This is a genomic window from Effusibacillus sp. SKA8 (assembly GCF_058273125.1).
Map to the genome: position 1 here is coordinate 258,656 of NZ_JBZCSF010000002.1, position 21,371 is coordinate 280,026.

At 50.3% G+C, this 21,371-nt stretch carries 23 protein-coding genes; 9 read left to right on the forward strand and 14 right to left on the reverse strand.

Annotation, left to right across the window (positions count from 1 at the left end; all coding sequences use genetic code 11):
- Positions 1–4: 4 nt before the first annotated feature.
- The 3 genes from nifB to AC4ED1_RS03610 form a co-directional block, all read right to left on the reverse strand.
- Positions 5–1,444: a nitrogenase cofactor biosynthesis protein NifB gene (nifB, locus tag AC4ED1_RS03600; RefSeq protein ID WP_490936094.1), complete on the reverse strand. Its 1,440-nt coding sequence runs from the start codon at positions 1,442–1,444 to the stop codon at positions 5–7.
- Positions 1,445–1,719: 275 nt separating this feature from the next.
- The gene (locus AC4ED1_RS03605; RefSeq protein ID WP_490936033.1) at positions 1,720–2,697 is read right to left on the reverse strand and encodes a protoglobin domain-containing protein; all 978 of its coding nucleotides are present in this window, start codon (positions 2,695–2,697) and stop codon (positions 1,720–1,722) included.
- A gap of 32 nt (positions 2,698–2,729) precedes the next feature.
- Positions 2,730–3,185 carry an RrF2 family transcriptional regulator gene (locus AC4ED1_RS03610; protein WP_490936034.1) on the reverse strand — a complete coding sequence of 152 codons (456 nt, stop codon included), beginning with the start codon at positions 3,183–3,185 and terminating at the stop codon, positions 2,730–2,732.
- 235 nt (positions 3,186–3,420) lie between these two features.
- Here AC4ED1_RS03610 and AC4ED1_RS03615 point away from each other — a divergent pair, with 235 nt between their 5' ends.
- On the forward strand, positions 3,421–3,705 hold the full coding sequence (locus AC4ED1_RS03615; protein ID WP_490936035.1) for a hypothetical protein: 285 nt from the start codon (positions 3,421–3,423) through the stop codon (positions 3,703–3,705).
- A 52-nt stretch (positions 3,706–3,757) separates the two neighbouring features.
- Here the strand turns inward: AC4ED1_RS03615 and AC4ED1_RS03620 are convergent, their stop codons facing one another.
- The 5 genes from AC4ED1_RS03620 to rlmD form a co-directional block, all read right to left on the reverse strand.
- Positions 3,758–5,026, reverse strand: a complete 1,269-nt coding sequence (locus tag AC4ED1_RS03620; RefSeq protein ID WP_490936036.1) for a DUF4097 family beta strand repeat-containing protein — start codon at positions 5,024–5,026, stop codon at positions 3,758–3,760.
- A gap of 79 nt (positions 5,027–5,105) precedes the next feature.
- Positions 5,106–6,641, reverse strand: a complete 1,536-nt coding sequence (locus tag AC4ED1_RS03625) for a fumarate hydratase (RefSeq protein ID WP_490936037.1) — start codon at positions 6,639–6,641, stop codon at positions 5,106–5,108.
- 90 nt (positions 6,642–6,731) lie between these two features.
- Positions 6,732–7,493, reverse strand: a complete 762-nt coding sequence (locus AC4ED1_RS03630; protein WP_490936038.1) for an EAL domain-containing protein — start codon at positions 7,491–7,493, stop codon at positions 6,732–6,734.
- A gap of 83 nt (positions 7,494–7,576) precedes the next feature.
- On the reverse strand, positions 7,577–8,866 hold the full coding sequence (locus AC4ED1_RS03635; protein ID WP_490936039.1) for a methyl-accepting chemotaxis protein: 1,290 nt from the start codon (positions 8,864–8,866) through the stop codon (positions 7,577–7,579).
- Between the two features lie 113 nt (positions 8,867–8,979).
- Positions 8,980–10,395: a 23S rRNA (uracil(1939)-C(5))-methyltransferase RlmD gene (rlmD, locus tag AC4ED1_RS03640; RefSeq protein WP_490936040.1), complete on the reverse strand. Its 1,416-nt coding sequence runs from the start codon at positions 10,393–10,395 to the stop codon at positions 8,980–8,982.
- Between the two features lie 462 nt (positions 10,396–10,857).
- Between rlmD and AC4ED1_RS03645 the strand changes: the two genes are divergently transcribed.
- Positions 10,858–11,244 (forward strand): helix-turn-helix domain-containing protein, encoded by a 387-nt coding sequence (locus AC4ED1_RS03645; RefSeq protein ID WP_490936041.1) that lies wholly within the window; start codon positions 10,858–10,860, stop codon positions 11,242–11,244.
- Between the two features lie 19 nt (positions 11,245–11,263).
- Entirely contained in the window at positions 11,264–11,665 is a 402-nt protein-coding gene (locus tag AC4ED1_RS03650; RefSeq protein WP_490936042.1) for a DNA-binding protein, read from the forward strand.
- Here the strand turns inward: AC4ED1_RS03650 and AC4ED1_RS03655 are convergent.
- The 5 genes from AC4ED1_RS03655 to AC4ED1_RS03675 all read right to left on the reverse strand — a co-directional run bounded on the left by AC4ED1_RS03655 (position 11,600) and on the right by AC4ED1_RS03675 (position 15,194).
- Positions 11,600–12,160: a hypothetical protein gene (locus AC4ED1_RS03655; protein WP_490936043.1), complete on the reverse strand. Its 561-nt coding sequence runs from the start codon at positions 12,158–12,160 to the stop codon at positions 11,600–11,602. The genes AC4ED1_RS03650 and AC4ED1_RS03655 overlap by 66 nt on opposite strands.
- Positions 12,161–12,403: 243 nt before the next feature.
- Positions 12,404–13,009, reverse strand: a complete 606-nt coding sequence (locus AC4ED1_RS03660; protein ID WP_490936044.1) for a GNAT family N-acetyltransferase — start codon at positions 13,007–13,009, stop codon at positions 12,404–12,406.
- 62 nt (positions 13,010–13,071) lie between these two features.
- Entirely contained in the window at positions 13,072–14,133 is a 1,062-nt protein-coding gene (locus tag AC4ED1_RS03665; protein WP_490936045.1) for an HD-GYP domain-containing protein, read from the reverse strand.
- Positions 14,134–14,232: 99 nt separating this feature from the next.
- Complete coding sequence (locus tag AC4ED1_RS03670) at positions 14,233–14,775, reverse strand: hypothetical protein (protein ID WP_490936046.1); 543 nt, start codon at positions 14,773–14,775, stop codon at positions 14,233–14,235.
- A 101-nt stretch (positions 14,776–14,876) separates the two neighbouring features.
- Positions 14,877–15,194 carry a DUF6154 family protein gene (locus AC4ED1_RS03675; protein WP_490936047.1) on the reverse strand — a complete coding sequence of 106 codons (318 nt, stop codon included), beginning with the start codon at positions 15,192–15,194 and terminating at the stop codon, positions 14,877–14,879.
- 173 nt (positions 15,195–15,367) lie between these two features.
- On the opposite strand from AC4ED1_RS03675, the gene AC4ED1_RS03680 reads away from it, so the two are divergent.
- From AC4ED1_RS03680 to AC4ED1_RS03705, 6 genes are all read left to right on the forward strand, one after another.
- Positions 15,368–16,096: an amino acid ABC transporter ATP-binding protein gene (locus AC4ED1_RS03680; protein ID WP_490936048.1), complete on the forward strand. Its 729-nt coding sequence runs from the start codon at positions 15,368–15,370 to the stop codon at positions 16,094–16,096.
- A 25-nt stretch (positions 16,097–16,121) separates the two neighbouring features.
- Positions 16,122–16,970, forward strand: coding sequence for an ABC transporter substrate-binding protein (locus AC4ED1_RS03685; protein WP_490936049.1), 849 nt, complete (start codon positions 16,122–16,124; stop codon positions 16,968–16,970).
- 76 nt (positions 16,971–17,046) lie between these two features.
- Positions 17,047–17,700, forward strand: a complete 654-nt coding sequence (locus tag AC4ED1_RS03690; protein WP_490936050.1) for an amino acid ABC transporter permease — start codon at positions 17,047–17,049, stop codon at positions 17,698–17,700.
- Positions 17,701–17,713: 13 nt separating this feature from the next.
- The gene (locus tag AC4ED1_RS03695) at positions 17,714–18,364 is read left to right on the forward strand and encodes an amino acid ABC transporter permease (RefSeq protein WP_490936051.1); all 651 of its coding nucleotides are present in this window, start codon (positions 17,714–17,716) and stop codon (positions 18,362–18,364) included.
- 160 nt (positions 18,365–18,524) lie between these two features.
- Positions 18,525–19,793 (forward strand): sensor histidine kinase, encoded by a 1,269-nt coding sequence (locus AC4ED1_RS03700; RefSeq protein WP_490936052.1) that lies wholly within the window; start codon positions 18,525–18,527, stop codon positions 19,791–19,793.
- Positions 19,793–20,698, forward strand: coding sequence for a response regulator (locus AC4ED1_RS03705; RefSeq protein WP_490936053.1), 906 nt, complete (start codon positions 19,793–19,795; stop codon positions 20,696–20,698). The genes AC4ED1_RS03700 and AC4ED1_RS03705 overlap by 1 nt, the downstream gene beginning before the upstream one ends.
- Here the strand turns inward: AC4ED1_RS03705 and trmB are convergent.
- On the reverse strand, positions 20,692–21,333 hold the full coding sequence (trmB, locus tag AC4ED1_RS03710) for a tRNA (guanosine(46)-N7)-methyltransferase TrmB (protein WP_490936054.1): 642 nt from the start codon (positions 21,331–21,333) through the stop codon (positions 20,692–20,694). The genes AC4ED1_RS03705 and trmB overlap by 7 nt on opposite strands.
- Between the last annotated feature and the right edge of the window lie 38 nt (positions 21,334–21,371).

Here is a 21,371-nt window from a genome sequence, read left to right on the forward strand (position 1 = left end):
TTTGTCAATTTTGTCTTGACAGAACCTTATCCTTAGAATTAATATAACCGTAGAAGTATTTGCTGCAGGAGAGCAGTACTTCTTCAATATCGCCCGGGTGAACGACAGGAATGATACCGGCGCCCAGGAGATAATTTCGCGGTTCTGCTCCAATCCCTGAAGTCACTACGATTTTGCAGTCTCTTAATGTCTCTGCAGATTCTTGAATCAATTCTTCTTTGTTTGTTTTGCAATTGGCTGTGCCTTTGCAATAGGCTTGAACTTTGCGTATGCCGACAAACCGGATTTCGTCGCCGGCAACATCGTAGATCAGGAATTCTTTTGCATGGCCGAAATGCAGGTTTACCTTTTCGTTGCCGCATGAGGCGACCGCGATTCGAATGGCTGTTGACGGTGATGTTCCGTTTTTTGGGGGTTCGATTTCCCTCTGGGTTTTCTTTGTGTACCGTTCTTTCATTTTGTTTTCGAGTTCTTGCTGGACTTTTCTTCTGGCGGCGGCATTATATTGCGGTTCGACCGCCATGATTTTTCCCTTGGTAAATTCCGCGCTGCGATCGTCACCAAGCAATCCGACGGCATCCGCGCGGCATTGTCTGCAGTGGCGCATGATTTTCATGCTTCCTGAACATTTCTCCTGGATCTGATGTAATTCTTCGGGAGTCGGATTCCTTTTTCCCTCTTTCTCAAAGACTGTGCCGGGGGCGACAATCAGCGGCATGATGTTGTGCAGAAACGCTCCCTTTTTCATAATCAGATCGGAAACTTGCTCCAGGTGTGAATCGTTGATTCCCGGAATTAACACGGAATTGACTTTGCACAGAATTCCGCGTTTTGTCAGTGCTTCCAGCCCCTTTAGCTGGCGTTCCAATAAAATCTCTGCCGCTTCTATCCCTTTGTAGCGTTTGCCTTCAAAGAACACCCACGAGTAAATATGCTGGCCGATTTTGGGGTCTACCGCATTGATGGTAATCGTTACATGATCAATCTTCAGTTCCTGAATCCGATCCAAGTAGTCAAGCAAACGCAATCCGTTTGTGCTTAAACACAACTGGATGTCAGGAGCCTGTTTGGCGATCCCTTTAAAGGTCGCAAACGTCTTTTCGGGGTTGGCCAACGGATCACCCGGCCCTGCTATGCCAACGACCGTCATCTGCGGAATTTCTCCGGCAACGACCAATACTTTTTTTACGGCTTCCTCAGGCTTCAGAACTTCGCTCACGACGCCTGGCCGGCTTTCGTTCGCGCAATCATACTTGCGATTGCAATAATTGCATTGGATATTGCAAGCCGGTGCCACCGCTACGTGCATGCGGGCGAAGTAATGATGCGCATCCTGATTGTAACAGGGATGCCGGGCAATTTTTTCCTGAATATGAGGGGCTATTGGCGCACTTTTGTGCGCTGAACAATCGGCAGTTGGCGAACATCCGCCAAGAATTGGCAAGCTTTCTCCTGAACATCCCTTTCCCACGTAAATCCTCCTTTCTGTCGAGTTTAAGGCTACAGATCAGCAACAGGTACTGTTTTCCACCCTCCACTTACCACCTCCATACCGATTGTCAACGTTACTCTTTTGAGTAACTTTGCATTGAGAATACAATAGGGCTCTCTCTTCGTTCAACACCCATGTCAGAAACTCTTACAAAAAACATTTACTTTCACAATTTTGCTACAAAAATGGTGATCAATTTGCTTCTATTTCCTTCACATTTCCATAACCTATTGATTGCGAATCCGCTCATGCATATTTTCCGAAATTCGTTTGACATTTTGGATATGGGAAGACAGTTCTTCCGCAAACGCCGCTTGTTCATCCGAAATCGCCTTTGTCTGCTCCGCCTGTTCATCCACCAGATGGAGTTGGGTAACGATATCCGTAATTACGGCCCTGATTTCCTTCGATGATTGCTTTGAATCCGCAGCCAGCTTTCGCACTTCGCCCGCCACGATCGAAAATCCCCGACCTTGCTCCCCGGCCCTTGCCGCTTCAATGGCCGCATTTAAGCCAAGTAAATGCGTTTTATCGGCAATCTCCAACACAAACCCGCTTAATCTCTCAATTTCCTTTCCCGATTCTTTTAGCCGTTTCATGGAAATCGCGATTTGTTCTTGCGATTCCGCCAGCAACTTGGCTGATGATGAGTATTGCGCCGCAATCGAGCTTATGCGGTTCAGGGAATTTGAGATTTCACCTGACAGCTCCTCCATCGTCAAACGAAAATGGAGATGTTCGACCATATTGTCATATTGTTTTAAAATCACGATCGAATCGAAAAACAGCCGCTTGGTAAAAGCGAGAAAAAGGGATCCTCCGTCGGGCAATTCCATTATTTTTTTGTACAGGATGCGAATATACGTCATGTAGGCGGCAAGGAACCATTGCGGGGTCAATCCAATATGCGCATGAACGACTCCTATTTGTTGCCTTCCCGCAATATACGCATCATCAATTCTGTCACTTGTTAATGAAAGAAAATACTTGACTTGGGTTTGCTTCAACCGGTCAATGGTGCTGTGAGCCCGGAGAATCCGCATCAGGAAAGATTGCTTTTCCATTTCCGCATAAAATTCGTTCACAATTTCAGCCGCACATTTTTCGAAATGGGAAGCATATTGGTTCAGGAGTTCCAAATCATATGAAGTAAGACCGCAATAATCGCAAAGTTCCTTCCACTCCCCTTCCAACATCAGCGGCATAAAAGACCCCCTCTCCGGAACAACCAACTTCTTTAAGAGTTCAAGACGCCATCGGATTGCCGATCGGTGGCATGTGAAATATAACCTAAAATGTCACCCAATGTAATGTCATTCAGACAAGTTACCATGACGTCTCGCAGCTTCTCACAAACGATTTTTGTCGCACAAGAATCCATTTTGTCGCAATTCATCTGTTCTGCATTTGCTTCAAGACACTCTACAGGATTGATCGGACCTTCCAGAACACGCACAATCTCACCGGCTGTCATTTGGCCGGCATGCCGCGTCAGCCGAACCCCGCCGCGGGCCCCCCGGACGCTTGTAACAAGTCCCGCCTTGCGCAATTTATGGAAGATTTGTTTTAAAAACGCTTCGGGAATATGTTCCTGTTCCGCAATCGTTTTTACGGAAATCGGTGTTTCATTCCCATATTGGGCCAAATACGTCATGGCGATCAAACCGTAATGTCCGCGAGCCGACAGTTTCACAAAGCCTCCTCCTTTCATCGGAAAAACCGAGAGATTAAGACAAGACGGCAATCCTGACAAATACGGCAGTCCCACTTGATCCGTAGCCTTGAATTGAAGGTACTACCTGATTCCCGGTTTGGTCAACAGATATGTCAGAAATTCTGACAGATCTTGAGCAAGCAAATTATTGCCAATCGCTCTTCGACATGCAACCTCTTCGTTTCGGGTATCCTTAAGAAGGGAGGTGTTGTGGATGTGGGAAATGATGACGAACATGCTTCCGGGGGCAAATCGCGTATGGCCGGGACGTGAGCGCCGCCACCGCGGTATCAACACGACCACTGCCATGTTACTCGGTGCGGGCATCGGTATTGCGACTTGGGAAATGATACGCCGCAGCAGCGCAATGGGAGGTTCCGCAAACGGTAACGCGGGAAAATGGGTGCAGAAAGAGCTCGACGATGCGAACATTCCCGGCATCAACAGCAAGGTAGTGGCTGAGATGGCGGAACAAGCGATCGAGGCCGCCACCAAGTAGCAATCAAGTGCAATGATGAAAAAGCACGGGGACACCCGTGCTTTTTCGAAAGTTACAGATTGGTATTTACCGTGATGGCTCCGTCGTCTGTGCGGACAAGTACCGGATACGTACCCGTTCCCATTTTTTCGGCGACTTTTGCTCCGGTTGCAGAGGAATCCGATTTTGTCGGGCCTTTCACCAATCCCCGATTCGATTCCCCTATAAACTCGATGTCGGAGTTGCCGGGAACGCGGATCGACACCATTCCCCGGGCTGAATTCAACATCCATCGGCCGGTAACTTGGCTTTCCACCGTGATGCCACCTGTTCCCGAGGTCAGCGTCACGGCTTTTTTCATGTTGGAAGCTTGAATAGGTCCGTTTTCGATTTGCGCCTCAACGTCACCGTCAACCGAATCCAGTTGAATGCGACCGTTTTTGCAGTTGACCCGCAGATTGCCTCCGATGTAGGCGGCGCGGATCGGTCCGAATGTGTTCTCAAGCACCGCTTTGCCGGTTACATTTTCCACTTCAAGGGTGCCAGCTTTGACCTTCACCTCAAGATCCCCCTCGATACCGCGAACAATAATCTGCCCGTTGTCATCGGCGATCGTCGTCTTCCCGGTGACGCGTTCCACTGCCACTTTGCCGGATTCGGAACTGATAACCAAATCGCCGGCATGATCCTGAACCGACACGTCACCGTTGTGCGTCAACAGTTGTAAGGCCAGCCTCGGCGGAACCTGAATTTCAAGATCCACCGCCGTAATTTTGGAGGTGAACGCGAGCGAAGGATCCACCTCTACCCGCAAGGTGCTGCCATGTGTAATGCGGGGAGCGCCGTTTTTTGCTTCTTCATTCGCTTGTTGGCTGTTGAGGTTTCGGACGTGCACTTTCGTTCGGATTAAGATCGACTGGGTATTGGATTGATTGACTTTAATCGTTCCGGTACGGCTGTAAACCTCCAGTCTTTGCACATCCTTGGCGTCAAAAGACGTTTCCGGCAATTCGACCGTCTTGTCGGTCAGTGCATCCCGGACGCTGGTCAGGCTGGTTTGCATCATCCCCATACTCTGCTGGGAGTACAAGGCGATCGAGAAAATCCCGACCAGACACAGAAGCGCTATACTGCGGGCATCCACACGAATATCTTCATTCAGTTTTTGCTTTTTCACGGAATACAGACTCCACAGGAGTTCCGCTCCCAGTCCCAACACCACGACCGGCCAGAACGGCAAAAGCGCCGAAAGAACCGGCCTGTGCGCCACCTGGTCGATCAGCAGCAGAATGCCGAGTGCCAACAGCGTCAAAGCGCTTGTGAGAGTCCCTACTTTTCGCATTTGGCATCTCCCTAATACGGCCCATCAAAATGACGTTAAATGACTTCCGCCGAAGTGAAGTGAAGGCTGCACAGGTCGCTTATACAAATACAGGATCTTTAAAATCGGACAATTTTTTCAGCGATTCCTGCTCCACATCGGCATGCAGGGAATTGCCATGGGCGTCCATCGTCACAATGGCGGCAAACCCTTCCACTTGCAGATGCCACATCGCTTCCGGAATTCCGAATTCCTCAAGAAAGTGGACACCTTCGACCTCTCTCACGCACTGGGCATAATATTGTGCGGCACCGCCGATGGCATTCAAATAAACGGCTCCATATTCCTTCAAACCGGCCAGCGTTTTCGGCCCCATACCGCCTTTGCCGATCACCGCGCGGATTCCAAACTTCTTAATGATATCCGCCTGATAAGGTTCCTCCCGGATGGAAGTCGTAGGGCCTGCGGCCTTGACGTGCCATTTTCCGCTCTCGTCTTTCAGCATCACCGGACCGCAATGATAAATCACGCCGCCGTTCAGGTCAACCGGCGAGTCATGATCCATCATGTACTTGTGGAATGCATCACGACCCGTATGAATCGGCCCGTTGATGATGACCACATCGCCGACTTTCAGGTTGCGAACCTGCTCTTCCGTGATCGGTGCCTGCAGGACGACCTGCCGTGTATCGCCGCCGGAAACCGCCACAGCCGCTTCATCGACAGCCGGTTCCACCGCATCGTCTTTATAAAACCATTCTTCAATCGCACCCGTAGCGGGATTGATCTTGACGCCCTGCCGCCGGAAAGCCCAACAATTATAAGCGACAGACACAAAAAACGACGCGGGGAGACGATTCATCACACCGATTTTGCAGCCGAGCAGCGTCACGTTGCCGCCAAAGCCCATCGTCCCAATCGACAGTTTGTTGGCGTTTTCCATGACGTATTCTTCAAGCTTGCGCAAATCTTCGTTCGGGTTGACGTCGTCCGCTTTCCGGAACAATTGTTGCTTGGCAAGCGCGTAACCGGACGTCCGATCGCCGCCGATACCGACGCCGATAAAACCGGCGGAGCACCCTTGTCCCTGTGCCTGATAAACGGCGTGCATGATGCACTTGCGGATGCCGTCCAAATCGCGGCCTGCTTTTCCCAATCCTTCAAGTTCGCACGGAAGCGAATATTGAATGTTTTTGTTTTCACAGCCGCCGCCTTTAAGAATCAGGCGAACGTCAATATAATCCTTTTCCCATTGTTCAAAATGGATGACAGGCGTTCCCGGTCCAAGGTTGTTCCCTGAGTTTTTGCCGGTTAACGAATCAACCGAATTGGGGCGAAGCTTGCCCAGTTTCGTAGCTTCCGCGACCGCTTCGTGAATCGCTTTCTTCATTTCGATCTGGTTCGCTCCGACCGGGCAGTGGATCTCGAAAGTCGGCATTCCCGTGTCCTGACAGATCGGTCCTTCCGCTTCTTCCGCCATCTTGATGTTCTTTGCGATGGTGGCAAGCGCGATCGCCGCACGTGTACCCATCTCTTCCTTAAGCCGTGCCGCAGCGATCATCTTTCTTACGTCGGACGGCAAGTTTGTAGACGTGTCAATGATCAATCTCAACATGCTTTCTTTAAATTGCTTCATGGTCGACCCCCACTCCCCTGTTTTTTTCTCTGAATCTTATTATAAAAGAAAAGGGACACCCAAGGCATCCATTTTTTCAAATTACTGCAATTAAATCTTCGACTGATACCCGGTTTGCCATTCATCCTCGGGCACTTGTTCGATGGGATACGGCGGGCAAAAATAAAATCCCTGACCGTACTTTATCCCCAATTCACGGAGTTTCCGGAGATCTTCCGGCGTCTCAATCCCTTCCGCAATCACCTGCAAATTTAACAAATCCCCAAGCCGTTTGAAACTCTCGATCATAACCACCTTGGTTCCGTTTTTATGCAAATCGCTCACGATTTCCATGCAAATTTTGACAAAATGCGGTTTCATGTTGAGCAGTTCCACCATATTGGAGTTGCCTTTTCCCAAATCGTCCATCGCGACGGCCACCCCCGTTTTGTCTGCAAAATTCCGCCAGGGGAAACCTGAAGGCATATGTTCAGTGACTTCCAACACAACCGGTGTTTCATCCAAGAGCGCCAGCAATTTGCTGACTTCTTCCAGCGTTTGTCTGGAAACGTCCGCCTCGATATTAAAAAATACGCCTTTTGAAACAAACGGTTTTAAAAAATGGATCTTTTGATGTAGCTTTTTGCAGGACAAAAGCGTAAGCTGTTCCAAAACACCGTACTGCCGTGCCAGTCGAAACATCTCCTCCGGAAACAGCGCATCGCCGGGTGCCCGGCTGAAAATTTCAACCGCCTCAACTTTCCCCGTGTGCAAATTGACAATCGGTTGCACCGCCAATTCCAGTGTTTCGTTGTACAGCATATTAAACAGAAACTCCGGTTTCGAGTTTGGGGACAAAACTTCTCCTGACATGGCTGCACCTCGCCTGCACGGGATCAATATCGTATCGGCAGTTTGCCAAAGTTCCGGGGAAACGGGAAACCACGCATTACCTACTATACTCTGAACGATGAAATCTGTTTTTGCAGATTCTCTGCAGACTCGCGCAGTAGATGTGCGGAAGCTGCAATTTCTTCCATGGACGCAGTCTGATCTTGCACGGAAGCCGCCACCTGTCTTGCACCAGCGGAAGATTCCTGCGCGATCGCCGCCACATTTTGCGCTTCGTCAATGACATTGTTCATCGTTTTAACCTGCAGCTCCATCAAGCTGCCAATTTCTTCAACCGCCTTGACAACTACATCGACGGATTTTTTCATCTCGTTGATTGCCCTGGTGGTTTCTTCTCCTCTCGCGGATTCAGCTGCGGCTTTTTCGGCTTGCCGTGAAATCTGTCCGACGACCTCCTGCACTTCATTTTGCATGTCGCGGATCAGTTCCGTAATTTGTTCGACAGCGGTACGGCTTTGATCCGCCAATTTGCGGACTTCTTCCGCAACAACCGCAAAACCGCGACCGTGTTCCCCGGCCCTTGCCGCCTCAATGGAAGCATTCAACGCAAGCAGATTGGTTTGATTGGCAATTTCTCCGACAACCCCGATGATGTCGCCGATTTGCCGGGCGTTGATTTCCAGCCTGTTGACGACTTGCATCGAGTCTTGATTGGCAAGCGCAATGCTTTGCATGCCGCCGACGAGAGTTTTCACTATCTCGGCTCCCTGTTCGAGAATTTTTACCAAATCCCTTGAGAGAGAAGTCGATTCCTGCACCCGTTCGTTGACTTTTTCCGCCAAACCGGTTGCTTCCAAAATCAATTCCGCCGTCTTGACAGTCAATTCCGATTGCTTCTCGGCACCAACGGCGATTTCGTCCACCGTGCGTGCGATCGTTTCCGCCGAATTCGCAGCCGCTTCGGACGAGTGTGTGAGCTCGTTTACATTGGCGTGCGTTTGTTGGAAATTTTGTTCAATGTTTTGAACCATGGTGCGCAAGTTTTCCAACATTGACTGAAAAGCAAGACCAAGGGCGCGGATTTCATCATCCGATTTCGGAATCTGCAGATTTTGGCGCAAATCTCCCGTCGCAACCTGACGAGCCGCTTCTTCCAACACAACCAACGGTTTCGTGATGAACTTCGCAGCGAAATACCCGAGTATTCCCGACCAAATAATCCCCAACATCAGGGTGCCGGAAACAAACAAAACTTCCGGCATGTTGGGAGCGATCAAGTCTTTTAGAAAGAAAATGAAAAATGCGCTCGTGGTATAAGTTACCAGCGCCAACCCCATGATTCCAAACACAATTTTTTTGGTCAGACTGAATCTGTGCTTCCGTTTCGCCTGCAAGCAATTTACCCCCTGTTGACCGAACTCCTCCTATACAAGCATATTCGCTGACAAGCTATTGTTTTCCTGTTGCAATTTTACGAGCGACAAAGAATTTTTGTCTCCCGCGGTTTTTATTGTTTTGCCAGCAAAGTGCAGGACTCCACATGCGAAGTTTGCGGAAACATGTCGACAGGTTGTATGTTTTCGATTCGGTATTTCTGCAGCAGAATTTTGCAATCCTTCGCCAATGTGGCAGGGTTGCAGGATACATACACGATTCGCCTCGGCAACGCTTTCAGCATCGCTTGCAAAAGCGGCGGAGCACACCCGGTGCGGGGCGGATCGACTACGATCACATCCGGACGGAACCCTTTTTGCACCCGGTCAGCAAGAATTTTTTCCGCTTTCCCCGCTTCGAACCGGACATTGCGGATGCCGGAGCGTACCGCATTTTCTCTCGCATCCGCTATCGCTTCCGGTATCACGTCAATTCCCAAAACTTCCTTTGCCTTCGGCGCCAGCCAGAGACTGATGGTGCCCACGCCGCAGTATGCGTCGACCACCGTTTCCTCTCCCGTCAACGCGGCCGCTTCCGCTACAAGATTATACAAATTCGCGGTTTGTACAGGATTCAATTGAAAAAAAGCCCGCGGCGACAGCGCAAACCGAATGTTTCCAAGCCGTTCCCCGATTTTTTCCTTTCCCCACAGCAGGACGGTTGTGTCGCCGAACACAAGCGGGGTCTTTGCAGGATTGATATTTTGCATAATGCTGGTGAGCAGCGGCAGCCGTTCACGCAACCGGCCGATCAATTCCCGCTTTTTGGGCAGTTCTGCGCTGCGGGTCACCAAAGTCAGTTGGACTTCTCCCGTTTCAAAACCGATGCGCGGCACGATGGTGCGGACAACCCCGAAACGTTTTCTCTCATCGTAAGCGGGAATCCCCAATTCTTCCAGTGTGTCGCAGACCACCCGCACGATCTCGTTTGTAATGGGATGTTGAATCGGGCAAGCGGACGTATCAACCAATCTGTGGGAACCGGGAGCATACAGTCCCGCCACCAATTTGCCGTCGACCACCACTACCGGGAGTTGGGCTTTGTTCCGGTATTCCCAGGGGCGTTCCATCCCGATCGTCGGCTGTATCGGAAGATCGTTCAGCCCTGTATAGCGGGCAAAAGCTTCCCTGACCAGTTCCCGTTTCCATTCCAACTGTGCCTGATAATCCAGGTGCTGGAGCGTGCAACCGCCGCATTGTTCATAAACGGGGCACACGGGCTTCACTCGATGCCGCGACTTCTTGACAATACGCAACAGCTTCGCTCTCGCAAAATTCGGCTCCACTCGCGCGATTCTTGCCACCACTTTTTCGCCCGGCAACGCGCCATCGACAAAAACGACCTGCCGCTCGACATATCCGATTCCTTCCCCGTTGATTCCCAGCCGGTTGACATCCATTGTCACCGTTTCACCTACGCGCAAGCGGATTGAAACGGGAGAAGTGCCGCTTTTTTTCTTTGGCGATAGCTTTAAGGATTGCTTGGCCATCTGCAGTTCGTCCTTTCCGAGCAATCTCCTGCTAACGTTTTTTGACAGTTTCGGTTCATCCATGCAAAGTTGTTGGTTAATTATATCACAGAACGCGTCCCTCTGTTTTGGAACCGTTTCGTAAAATTCGGTGAGGCCCGCAGTGTGCGGGGGGCGTATGCGGCACACTGCGGGTGTTTGCGGAGGATGTGTTGCGGGGCACAATGTTGGAGGGAAAAAACCGGCCGCCATCGGGGAATATCAAAATAAAACTTTGTACGGGCAACCGTGGGGGATGATATGCAGCGCTGCTGATTCTGTTCGATATTATTATACTTTATCATTGTTATAAAAGCAAATGTTTTTTGTTTTTGCTTTTTCCGCCAGTATTTCTGGCTCCTTCGGCAAGCTTTATAATATACTCAAGAGCGGGACAAAAATATCGCTTTATATTCGTATACCTGTAGAAAAGGGGCGAACCAGATGGAATATTATACGGTAGTGGAACTTGCAACCGTATTGGGGATAACAGATGCTGCTGTTCGGCAGAAAATACGGACAAACGAATTGCCTTACGCAAAAAAACAAGATAAAACCAGCGTTTCCACAATCGATTTTGAAAACTACCTCGCCGCAAACCGCTGTTGGGATTTTGAAATTCCCGAATGGAGCCACTACCGGGAATGCAAGCGGCCGATCAAGCGGCAATTCACCAAGATCCAGGGGGCGCTTGATATCCTGGAAGAATACGGGATTTCCGTCGAACAACGGACCCTGAAACGATGGATTCACAACCGCCAGATCAAAGCTTATAATCTGGGAGGCACTTATTACATTCCCATCGAAATTTTGCAAAAGGATTTGTCTTAACCGGATTGGAGGACTTTCGATGAACCCTGTTTACTGCACAATCGAACAACTCTCAAAATTGTTTAAAGTCGATTATTCTTCACTGCTTGGCATGCTGCACCAGGATGCGAAAAAACGCCCGGAGATAAAAAAATTCAACCGCTACGTCCTCTCGGAAGTGGTTGCACTGCACAAGACCACAGCCGAACCGCTGGAGATCCGGTTGGATACTCCATTTCTCACATTGTACGAAACACAAAAACTCTTGTCGGAAACACTCGGCCCGATGGTGTATTCAACCGTTCTCCGAAAAGCGGCAAAAGGCGAGATCCCAGCGTTAAAGTTCGGAGACACTTACCGGGTGCCCAAACCGATTCTAGAACAGCATGTCCAGGACAAAAAGATTTCCTACCGCTCTCGTCAGACACAATCCAAGCGCTAGACTGCCGCTCACGTCACGCAAAAAATGGTACACTTCTTCCAAGCGTCTCGATTCCCGCACCCGGGTAGCGGAAAAGTGCGCCCACAAGATGTCCATCATTCGCGCCTGGTCAATCAGTTCTCCGTTACAAATCACCAAGGGGCGGTCGTGGTGGCCATCTTTTTTAATGACAAGCCCCAAAATATCCGTGGCTTTTGTTTGCACAGACACAACCTGTTGAAACAGGCGGAAAAGCATTTCCTCATCAAGCGCTCCGCCCAACAATCGCCCCGAGTAAAACCGCACACTTTTGCGCGTTCTGCGACCCTGCAACAGCAGTTGCGCTTCATGCGGCTTACCGATTGTCAACGTGACGGAATCGAGATTCTCCTGCACCTGGCAACCAAATTCGCAATCCCACGCCAGAACGAGTTTTTCAAATTGTTCCAAGTCATATGTAAGCCAGGTTAATCCCACCCACACCTCATACATTTGTTCACCTGCTTCATTCTCCATTCTCCGACTCCCTTTCCCCCAAAGTTTCACTGGTGAAATTTATCTTACAACAATATTTTTGAAGTTATCAATATCTATTTTCCGAATTTTAATTTTCGTTTATTTTTATAGGTGCTTAAATTAAGAAAGTAGAAAAAAAGCCCTTTGCTGCCGGGAACTTCAAACTTCCGCAGGAAGTTTCCCGATACTTTCAGGGCTTTGAAAGAACCACCAACCCGACAAACATGTCTCGACATGATTTTTTCAGGAGCGGAGCATTTTCGCTTTGGCGGCTTTCTTCTTCGGTTTTACCGGGGTTTTTAATTTTTTCGGCACTCCGTTCTTGTCAAGAAAGACGCCCATCCAAATGTCGTCGTCATATCCTTCCTCCGATTTGATGGCACGCAGCTTCCGGCCTTCCTCATGAAATCCCATTTTTTGATAAAGGCTCAATGCAGGTTTGTTGGAGCCGCGGACTCCGAGTTCGACCCGTTCGATCCCATGTTCCGCTGCCCATGCAAAAGCCTCTTTGATCAAATTTTCGCCGATTCCCTGTCCCCGCCAGGAAGGCGCAATGCCCATCCAGATTGTCGCATTGTGCCCCATCCACGGCACCATCGAACGGTCGCAGCGAAGCCAGCCGCACACATCCCCGTTCCGACTGACCGCCACCAGAGTCAAATGATTGTTGGGCACTGTGTAATAATATTGCTGATACAGTTGTTCGACTCCGAAAGGCAGTCTCGCACCAAGCATCACTTGTCCTTCTTTTCCCACTTCCTCCATGAGAAGGTACAGTTTCTGAATATCCTGCTCCTGCCAGGCACGTATGGTTACTTCCTCGCCATTTCGCAAGCTAACGGTCCGCATATCCACCCTCCTAAAGTTTCTCTCTCGATTCTATATGCGGGAAGGTGGGCTTTTGACACGGTTTATTCGTGCAAAACCTGAGTGATAAAAACGGTCGTTTCCTTGGCTAAGTCAATCTCCCGTACACTGTGCTCATCCCAGTCCTTTTGAAACAGGCGCACAATCGGGCGTGCCGGAAGGCCGCCATGTTGTCCAACCACCACCCCGATCTGTCCGGTGCTCAATCTGACGGAAGTGCCGTTGGGATAAATCGCGATACACCTGAGAAAGGTTATGACGGTTTCCAAATCAAACCGTTTGCCGGCAAACCCCATCAGATATTCTGTCGCTTCGTGGGGCATCATCTTTTTGCCGTCGATCCCGTCTCCAGCCACAAGGTTGTCAAAAAAATTGGCAATCGCGACGATTTTGGCATAGCGGTGAATGTCCTCACCCGCAAGCCGGCGCGGGAATCCGGTCCCATCGACATGCTCGTGGTGCTGCAGCGCCACATGCGGAATCGTGATGCTGAATTCCTTTATTTTGCGCAAACGCTTGTATCCCCGCCACGTATGTTGTTTATAATCTTCGACGACTCCTTCAAGTTCGGCATCCTCCTGTTTTTTCTCTTTATCCGGAATCTCGCATTTGCCGATATCATGCAGGAGAGCTCCAATCGCCAGTTCTTGAAGCTGTTGCCGCGGAAGGCCGAGATTGACCCCAATGACCGTCGACAGCGTGCATACCTGCAGCGCATGCAGAAATTGGGCATTGTCTTTCGTTCGAATATCGGAAAGATTGATCAGCACTTTTTGATTTCGCATGATGTCGTCGATGATGTTGGACGTGGACTCGACAATCGCTTTCGAGGACATCCGCTTTCCCGTTTGCACGCATTGCATCGCCGTGGAAAACGAGGCCAAGGCTTCCCGTTTGGTTTGTTCCGACAAAACCTCTTCCACTGCCACATCGGCAAACCGGTCGTCTTTGATAAAAACGGCCGATACTCCGAGCCTCCGCAGAGTCGACAACATACCGACCGTCAATTGCACACCCGTATTCAAAAGCGGTATTCCTTCACTGGTATAGATGCTCCGAGCCAACACGTTGCCCGGTTCAACGGAATCAATCGAAACGTACCGCATATTTTGCCGGTTCCTCCTCAGCGTTTTCTGTATTGTTAGATTCGTCAACATTTGACTGTTATCCTTTTCTTGTAAAACCACGTCGAAAAAGCAGGGGATTCAACGCAACAACTCTGCCAACTTTTCCAACGACTGCGCCAGATGGCGGAGCAACCGCTGCAGCTCCCCAATATGTTCCTCCCGGATCTTGTTGCGAAACGTCAGGATGGCGATATAACGCGTTTGAATCCGGTGCTGCCGTTCCTCAGTCCGATGGTGCGATTCGATTGTCTGCCGAACCTCGGCTTCATCCGACCACCAATCGCAAAGCGTGCGGGCGATTTCCGCCAGACGGGAATCGTCTCCTCCCCAAGGCTCAAATTGGTATCGGATCCGAAGTTTGCAGCCCGGCGGCGAAGGCTTGACGATCCGCAGCCTGGCCAATTCGGACGCAAAATCGGACAATCCGCTCGCCAATTCGATCTCCGCAAATCCAGAATCATTGTCCGGCAGAGCAAACCGCATTTTAAACGAGCGGCTCAAACTCGCCAAATCGACGAGATCCTCCCTGCCCGTCACCCGTACCAGACCTTCGCGGTCCAGATCATAAAGCCCGCCTTCCAAGACGACTTTTAAGTTGTCAAATACAGTGGGATCAAACATTTTCTCTTGTCATCTCCACACACATGTCATGAATCAGGTGCAAACCAAAAGGCATGCCCGTTTCAGACACGCCTTTACCCCGTGCGGGTAATATCCAAGTATCAATGGATCAGCCCGTCCGGCGGAAACGCCTGATCGGTCACGCCGCCCCCTTTTTCCACAAGCTTCACCCGCAGCTTCTCCACCGTATAAGTTCCGAGCATCTGATAGATTTCTTCCTGGCCCATATCCTTGATCAACGCAATCATCTCATCGCGCGTCAATTCGGACAAAATCCCCGAAACGACGATCACTATGTCCTCCTCGTCCCCGGTCAGCTTGTTCTTATATAACTCGTACAACTGGTCGACAAATTTCATTTGAGACACCTCGTTCATCCGATAGTCAAACACCCTGGGGCGGTCTCCACGCAAGTTCATGATAACCGATCCGGCCGGCAAAAATACAGAATCCAAATCTGCACCACAGTCGCTTTCTAAAAAAATTTCGTTACAAATTTTTATTTTTGTAGTTTTTCGTAGTTTTCGGTAGATTGCCGTTTACAATTCCTTCAACGATTCTTCACATCTTTTTAAAGAAGGGGGGATACTTGTTGATCCATTTCCATCAAGTCAATAAACACTACGGAAACTTCCATGTCCTCAAAGACATTAACCTTCATATCAAACAAGGAGAAGTGGTAGTCATTATCGGGCCGTCCGGTTCCGGAAAAAGCACCCTGGTCCGTTGCATCAACCGCCTTGAAACGATTTCGAGCGGTGAATTGATTGTAAACAACATCAAAGTCAATGACAAGAACACGGATATTAATAAACTACGCCGAAATATCGGCATGGTATTCCAACACTTCAATCTTTATCCGCACAAAACGGTGCTGCAAAACATTACACTGGCTCCCATGAAGGTACTGGGCGTTCCCGAGAGAGAAGCCACGGAAACCGCCATGCGGTATCTCGAAAAAGTCGGAATTCCGGATAAAGCGAATTCATATCCTTCCCAGCTTTCGGGCGGCCAGCAGCAGCGGGTGGCAATCGCCCGCGGCCTGGCGATGAAACCCCAAATCATGCTCTTCGACGAACCCACGTCCGCTCTCGACCCGGAGACGATCGGTGAAGTGCTGGATGTCATGAAAACGTTGGCGCGGGAAGGGATGACCATGGTGGTTGTCACCCACGAAATGGGATTTGCCCGCGAAGTGGCGGATCGAATTGTGTTTATGGACCGCGGACAGATCGTTGAAGAGGCACCACCGGCTGAATTTTTTGCGAATCCGCGCCAGGAGCGGGCTCGCCTCTTTCTCGGCCGCATCTTAAATCATTAAAAAACGATCGAAAGGGGATTGTCAAATGAAAGTCTGGAAAAAATTCTTGGGACTCGGTCTGGTTGCGACCCTGACCGCCGCTGCGCTGGCCGGTTGCGGCGGCAAACCCGCTGCCGACGGCGGAAACAAGCCGCCCGGCGGCGCTCCGAAAGCAGCGGCGAAAACTCTTGACGCGATCAAGCAACGCGGAAAACTTGTCGTAGGCGTCAAATACGATCTCCCGCTGTTCGGATATAAAGACCCCGCCACCGGCCAAGTGGAAGGTTTCGACATCGACATCTCAAAAGCTCTGGCGAAGAAAATCCTTGGCGATGAAAACAAGCTTGAATTGAAAGAAGTCACTTCAAAAACCCGCATCCCGATGCTCAACAACGGTGACATTGACGCCATTGTCGCAACCATGACCATCAGCGAGGAACGTAAAAAAGAGGTGGACTTCTCCGATGTGTACTTTATGGCGGGGCAATCGCTGCTCGTGCCGAAAGACAGCAAAATCACCGGAATTCAGGATGTGAAAAAAGGCGTCAAGGTGCTTACGGCAAAAGGCTCCACCTCGGCGAAAAACATCCGCGCCAAAGCTCCGGAAGCCGAAGTCCTTGAATTTGAAAACTACGCGGAAGCATTTACCGCGCTGAAAGCCGGAAAAGGGGACGCCCTCACCACCGATGACGCCTTGCTGAGAGGCTTTGCAAAGCAAGACCCGAACTTCAAACTGGTTGGCGGCACGTTCTCTGACGAACCGTACGGGATTGCGGTCAAGAAAGGCAACGAAGATTTCGTGAGCGTGATCAACGACTTGCTGAAAGAACTGAAAGCGAGCGGCGAATACGACAAAATTTACGAGAAATGGATCGGCGAAAAACCGAAGAAATAATCGGCAGGTACGGATGGGCGGTGACTGCCGCTCATCCCGCTTACTTCCTGGCTGAAACAAGGAGGGCAGGGACCAGATGCTCAAATTTACCATACTGCTCGATCATTGGGATATGTACATGAAAGGGTTTATTCATACGATTGGATCCAGCATCCTTGCGCTGATCGGCAGCTTTGTGCTGGGAACCGTCATTGCCGTCTTTCGAATCGCTCCAATCCGGCCTCTGAACTGGCTGGGAACCGCATATGTCGAATTTATCCGCAACATTCCGATTATTCTCGTGGTTTTTGCATTCTATCTGGGATTGGAGGCGGTGGGAATCCCGTTGGGCGGATTTAGCGCCGGTACCCTCGGGCTGACCGTTTACACGGCCGCGTTTATCGCGGAAGCGATCCGGGCGGGCATTCTGGCCGTACCCAAAGGTCAAACCGAAGCGGCAAGATCGTCAGGATTGACCTATATGCAGACGATGCGGTACGTGGTTTTGCCGCAGGCGATGAAGATTGTCATTCCGCCCCTTGGCAACCAATTCATCAATTTGATCAAAAATTCTTCCGTTCTGGGCGTGATTGCGGGCTTGGACCTGATGTATTACGGGGATTTGATTTCCGCCGACACGTTTGTGACGTTTGACGTGTATATTTTCGTGGCCGTATTCTACCTGCTGCTGACAGTGCCTTTGAGTCTGAGCGTCGGATATCTGGAACGCCGGTTGGCAAGAGACCACTAAAGGAGGGTGACGGATGGATTTTGTTGGAGCCTATACAATCGATCACGTAACGTTCCTCCTGCAAGGGTTTGGGGTTACACTCCGTGTGGCGTTTATCTCCATTCTTTTAAGCTTCACGATCGGAATTGTGATCGGGATTCTCAGATATGCGAAAATTCCCGTTTTGTCCGGCATTTTGGCGGTGCTTGTCGAAACGATCCGGAATCTCCCGCTGTTGTTGATTATTTTTTTCGTGTATTTCGCACTGCCGGAAGTCGGCATCAAACTCGATGTCGAACCCGCGGCAATCACCGCGCTTACGGTATTCGAATCAGCAATGCTGTCCGAGATCGTCCGCGCCGGTTTGAATTCCGTTGAAAAAGGGCAAATTGAGGCGGCAAGATCTTCCGGGCTTACCTATACGCAAACCATGTGGCACATTATATTGCCGCAGGCGCTTCGCCGAATGGTTCCGCCGATCGTCAGCCAGTTTATCTCCTTGCTCAAGGATACGTCGCTGGCGGTGATCATTTCGTTGCCGGAACTGTTGCACAACGCACAGATCACTTACGCAAAACACGCCGATTTTGTCATCCCGATTCTGTTGCTTGCTTCCATGATGTACTTCGCGGTAAATTACGCACTGTCAATACTTGCCCGGCGCCTTGAGAGCAAACATGCATAGCCCATCCCACCCCCGCAAGACAAGATTCCCTGCTTCCTGTACTATAGAAAGCAGGGATCAAACATCTCCCCAAAAAGCGAGACCGGCCATAACGCAAACCGGCTGCTGTTTAGGGACCCCCTTTGCTTTTTCCAAGCGTTTATTTGGAGATGAAAGCGCAATGCGTGAACGTGTTATAATCCTACTGCTCATAATGCTGGCAACCGCTTTTTTAGGCGAAATGAAAATGAATCCGTTCGGAGATACGTTTCGGTTTTCACTCGGCATTGCCGCCTTCTTTTTTGGCATGCTCTGGTTTCGCACCGTCCCCGTTCTGCTGACCGGATTCCTGGTCGGGTTGTTTATCCTGGGGTTCCGGGTGGTCTTGGATGTGGCCGCGAATGATATTCCCTGGCAATCCAGTTTTCACATGCACTTTCCTTCCGCCTTTTACTACTTTTGTTTCGCGCTGATCATTCATGCCACCCGGCTCCGGGAATCCTTTGAACATCCGCTTTGGGTCGGAATGATCGGAACGGCGGCGGACGTGGTTTCGAACTTCCTGGAGTTGTTTGTCCGTCAATTTTCTGGGGAATCCTATCCAATTACCTGGGAAACGTTTTTTATCCTCCTTTTGTTTGGCGGACTGCGCAGTTTCTTCGTTGTCGGCCTGTATAACATGCTTTCGATCCGGCAGGTTCGGGCCCTCGCCCATGCCCGGCAGTCGGAACTGGAACGGTTGCTGCTGATCAATTCGGAACTTTACGAAGAAGCCGTATACCTCCAGAAATCATTGCGTCTTCTAGAGGAGATCACAAGAAAAAGTTACCAGCTCTATAAAAAATTGTTCGAATCCGAAAAATCCGACGCGGTCCTGGCGCTGCAAATCGCCGAACATGTCCATGAGGTCAAAAAAGATTCGCAGCGGATTCTTGCCGGACTGTCGAAGATCATCAAGCAAGAGGAACTTGCTCCATACCTCAACATCGAAGAGTTGTGCGGACTCGTCGTCAGGGCCAACGAAAAATACGCCGATCTGATCGGCAAACGGATCCGGATCGACTCTGCCTGCGACGTTCATCTGTCGACCAACCAAGTCTACGCGCTCCTGTCGGTGTTAAACAATTTGGTCGCCAATGCGATCGAAGCGATCCCGGCGGAAGGCAAGATCGAATTGCAGGTGCATTTGGATCAGGGGGAGATCGTCTTTCAAGTCACCGACTCCGGTCCGGGGATTTCCCCCGAAGACCGCGAGTGGATTTTCGCGCCCGGCTACACCACCAAATATGACACGGAAGGCAACCCGTCAACGGGAATCGGACTGACCCACGCAAAAGATATTGTGCTTGCATTGAACGGGACTTTGTCCATTCTCGATTCCGAACCGAACATGACCCGGTTTGAAGTGCGGATACCGACCAGCCAACTGATTCGAGAGGAGATGATTTGATGGCCCTTCGTTTCTTCCTGATCGACGACGACGCGGTGACGCGCAAAATGCTGGAGAGAATCATCGGCGAAAGCGGACTGGGAGAGGTAGTCGGCGAAGCGCAGGACGGTCTCCATGTCTCCATTGACCAACTCCGCGACGTCGACGTGGTCCTGATCGATTTGTTAATGCCGGGACGGGACGGGATCGAAACCGTCAAACAACTGCAGGCGGAAGGGTTTAACGGGCGGTTTATCATGATTTCCCAGGTCGAAAACAAGGAAATGATCGGGGAAGCTTACCTGCAAGGAGTCGATACTTACATTCAAAAGCCCATCAACCGCCTGGAAGTGCTCTCCGTCTTGAAACGGGTGGAGAATTACCTTTCACTGGCCGCCTCGCTCAACTCGATTCGCGAATCCCTGAGCGTGCTCGACAAGAAAGGACAGGTGCCGAATCGGCAGGACTCCGCACCCAACCTTGAGAAAAAAGTGCACGATCTGCTGCTTCAGCTTGGAATTGCCGGCGAGGCCGGAGCTCCCGATCTGCTGCTGATCATGCAGTGGATGACGAAAGAAGCAAAACGGGGAAACGTGTTACGGGAACTGCCGCAATTAAAGGAATTGTATGCGCAAGTTCTGCAGCATTTTTCCGGCAAACGGCAAACCCATGAACTGGCAAAGGAAGTCCGCGCCATGGAACAGCGGATTCGGCGGATGGTCCTGCAGGCTTTTTCCAATCTCGCATCTTTGGGATTAACCGACTACGCCAACCCCACGTTTGAACATTTCGCTCCCCGTCTGTTCGACTTTCAGGAGATTCGGATGCGGATGCAGGAGCTTGAAAATGGTGAGAAAACCACCCGGTGCAGGATTCACGTGCGCAAGTTTCTGTCCGCTTTTTACATGGAAATCCAGAATCAATAAAACGCTTCCAAACGGTAAATCGGAAGTCCCTGCTTGACAAACCGTTCTTCATACTCGGTCATCACATTGCCTTCAGCGAATTGGCTGTTATGCAGGTCAAATGTAATGTTGCGAAGCCGCCAGTTCGCTTCTGAAAAAGAGTTCAAGGAGAACTCGAACAGCTTCCGGTTGTCCGTCTTAAAATGAATCTCGCCGCCCGGCTTCAACACCTGCCGGTATTTGTCCAAAAACGGCCTAGCCGTCAGCCTGCGGTCCGCATGCTTCTTCTTTGGCCAAGGATCGCTGAAATTCAAATAAATCCGGTCGATTTCGTGTTCCGCGAAAATCTCCGGAATTCCCGCCACGTCAAAGCATACGAGGGCAAGATTCGTTAGTTGCAGCGCCGCTTTCTTCTGCTGGACTCTGACGATCACTTCGGGAAACAGCTCGATCCCGATATAGTTGATTTCCGGATGGAGGGAGGCGAGGGTTGTGATGAATTGTCCGCGGCCGGTGCCGAGTTCGACGTGCAGCGGAGCGTTTCGTCCGAAACATTCAGCGTTCCATTTGCCGCGGTATCTCTCCGGTTCTTGTACAAATTCCTCCTTCAGTTGAAAAAACAATTCCCGCTTTTTTTGTTTGTTGCGTATTCTCACACTTGTTCTCACCCGCCGCCAGAACATCTTTCCCAAAA

What these genes read in the sequence shown, in the direction of transcription:
- AC4ED1_RS03605 (WP_490936033.1), bottom strand. Translation starts at nt 2,697, where the DNA reads ATGCCGCTGATGTTGGAAGGGGAGTGGAAGGAACTTTGCGATTATTGC.
- AC4ED1_RS03615 (WP_490936035.1), top strand. Translation starts at nt 3,421, where the DNA reads ATGTGGGAAATGATGACGAACATGCTTCCGGGGGCAAATCGCGTATGG.
- AC4ED1_RS03620 (WP_490936036.1), bottom strand. Translation starts at nt 5,026, where the DNA reads ATGCGAAAAGTAGGGACTCTCACAAGCGCTTTGACGCTGTTGGCACTC.
- AC4ED1_RS03625 (WP_490936037.1), bottom strand. Translation starts at nt 6,641, where the DNA reads ATGAAGCAATTTAAAGAAAGCATGTTGAGATTGATCATTGACACGTCT.
- AC4ED1_RS03630 (WP_490936038.1), bottom strand. Translation starts at nt 7,493, where the DNA reads ATGTCAGGAGAAGTTTTGTCCCCAAACTCGAAACCGGAGTTTCTGTTT.
- rlmD (WP_490936040.1), bottom strand. Translation starts at nt 10,395, where the DNA reads ATGGCCAAGCAATCCTTAAAGCTATCGCCAAAGAAAAAAAGCGGCACT.
- AC4ED1_RS03645 (WP_490936041.1), top strand. Translation starts at nt 10,858, where the DNA reads ATGGAATATTATACGGTAGTGGAACTTGCAACCGTATTGGGGATAACA.
- AC4ED1_RS03650 (WP_490936042.1), top strand. Translation starts at nt 11,264, where the DNA reads ATGAACCCTGTTTACTGCACAATCGAACAACTCTCAAAATTGTTTAAA.
- AC4ED1_RS03655 (WP_490936043.1), bottom strand. Translation starts at nt 12,160, where the DNA reads ATGGAGAATGAAGCAGGTGAACAAATGTATGAGGTGTGGGTGGGATTA.
- AC4ED1_RS03660 (WP_490936044.1), bottom strand. Translation starts at nt 13,009, where the DNA reads ATGCGGACCGTTAGCTTGCGAAATGGCGAGGAAGTAACCATACGTGCC.
- AC4ED1_RS03665 (WP_490936045.1), bottom strand. Translation starts at nt 14,133, where the DNA reads ATGCGGTACGTTTCGATTGATTCCGTTGAACCGGGCAACGTGTTGGCT.
- AC4ED1_RS03670 (WP_490936046.1), bottom strand. Translation starts at nt 14,775, where the DNA reads ATGTTTGATCCCACTGTATTTGACAACTTAAAAGTCGTCTTGGAAGGC.
- AC4ED1_RS03675 (WP_490936047.1), bottom strand. Translation starts at nt 15,194, where the DNA reads ATGAACTTGCGTGGAGACCGCCCCAGGGTGTTTGACTATCGGATGAAC.
- AC4ED1_RS03685 (WP_490936049.1), top strand. Translation starts at nt 16,122, where the DNA reads ATGAAAGTCTGGAAAAAATTCTTGGGACTCGGTCTGGTTGCGACCCTG.
- AC4ED1_RS03690 (WP_490936050.1), top strand. Translation starts at nt 17,047, where the DNA reads ATGCTCAAATTTACCATACTGCTCGATCATTGGGATATGTACATGAAA.
- AC4ED1_RS03695 (WP_490936051.1), top strand. Translation starts at nt 17,714, where the DNA reads ATGGATTTTGTTGGAGCCTATACAATCGATCACGTAACGTTCCTCCTG.
- AC4ED1_RS03700 (WP_490936052.1), top strand. Translation starts at nt 18,525, where the DNA reads ATGCGTGAACGTGTTATAATCCTACTGCTCATAATGCTGGCAACCGCT.
- AC4ED1_RS03705 (WP_490936053.1), top strand. Translation starts at nt 19,793, where the DNA reads ATGGCCCTTCGTTTCTTCCTGATCGACGACGACGCGGTGACGCGCAAA.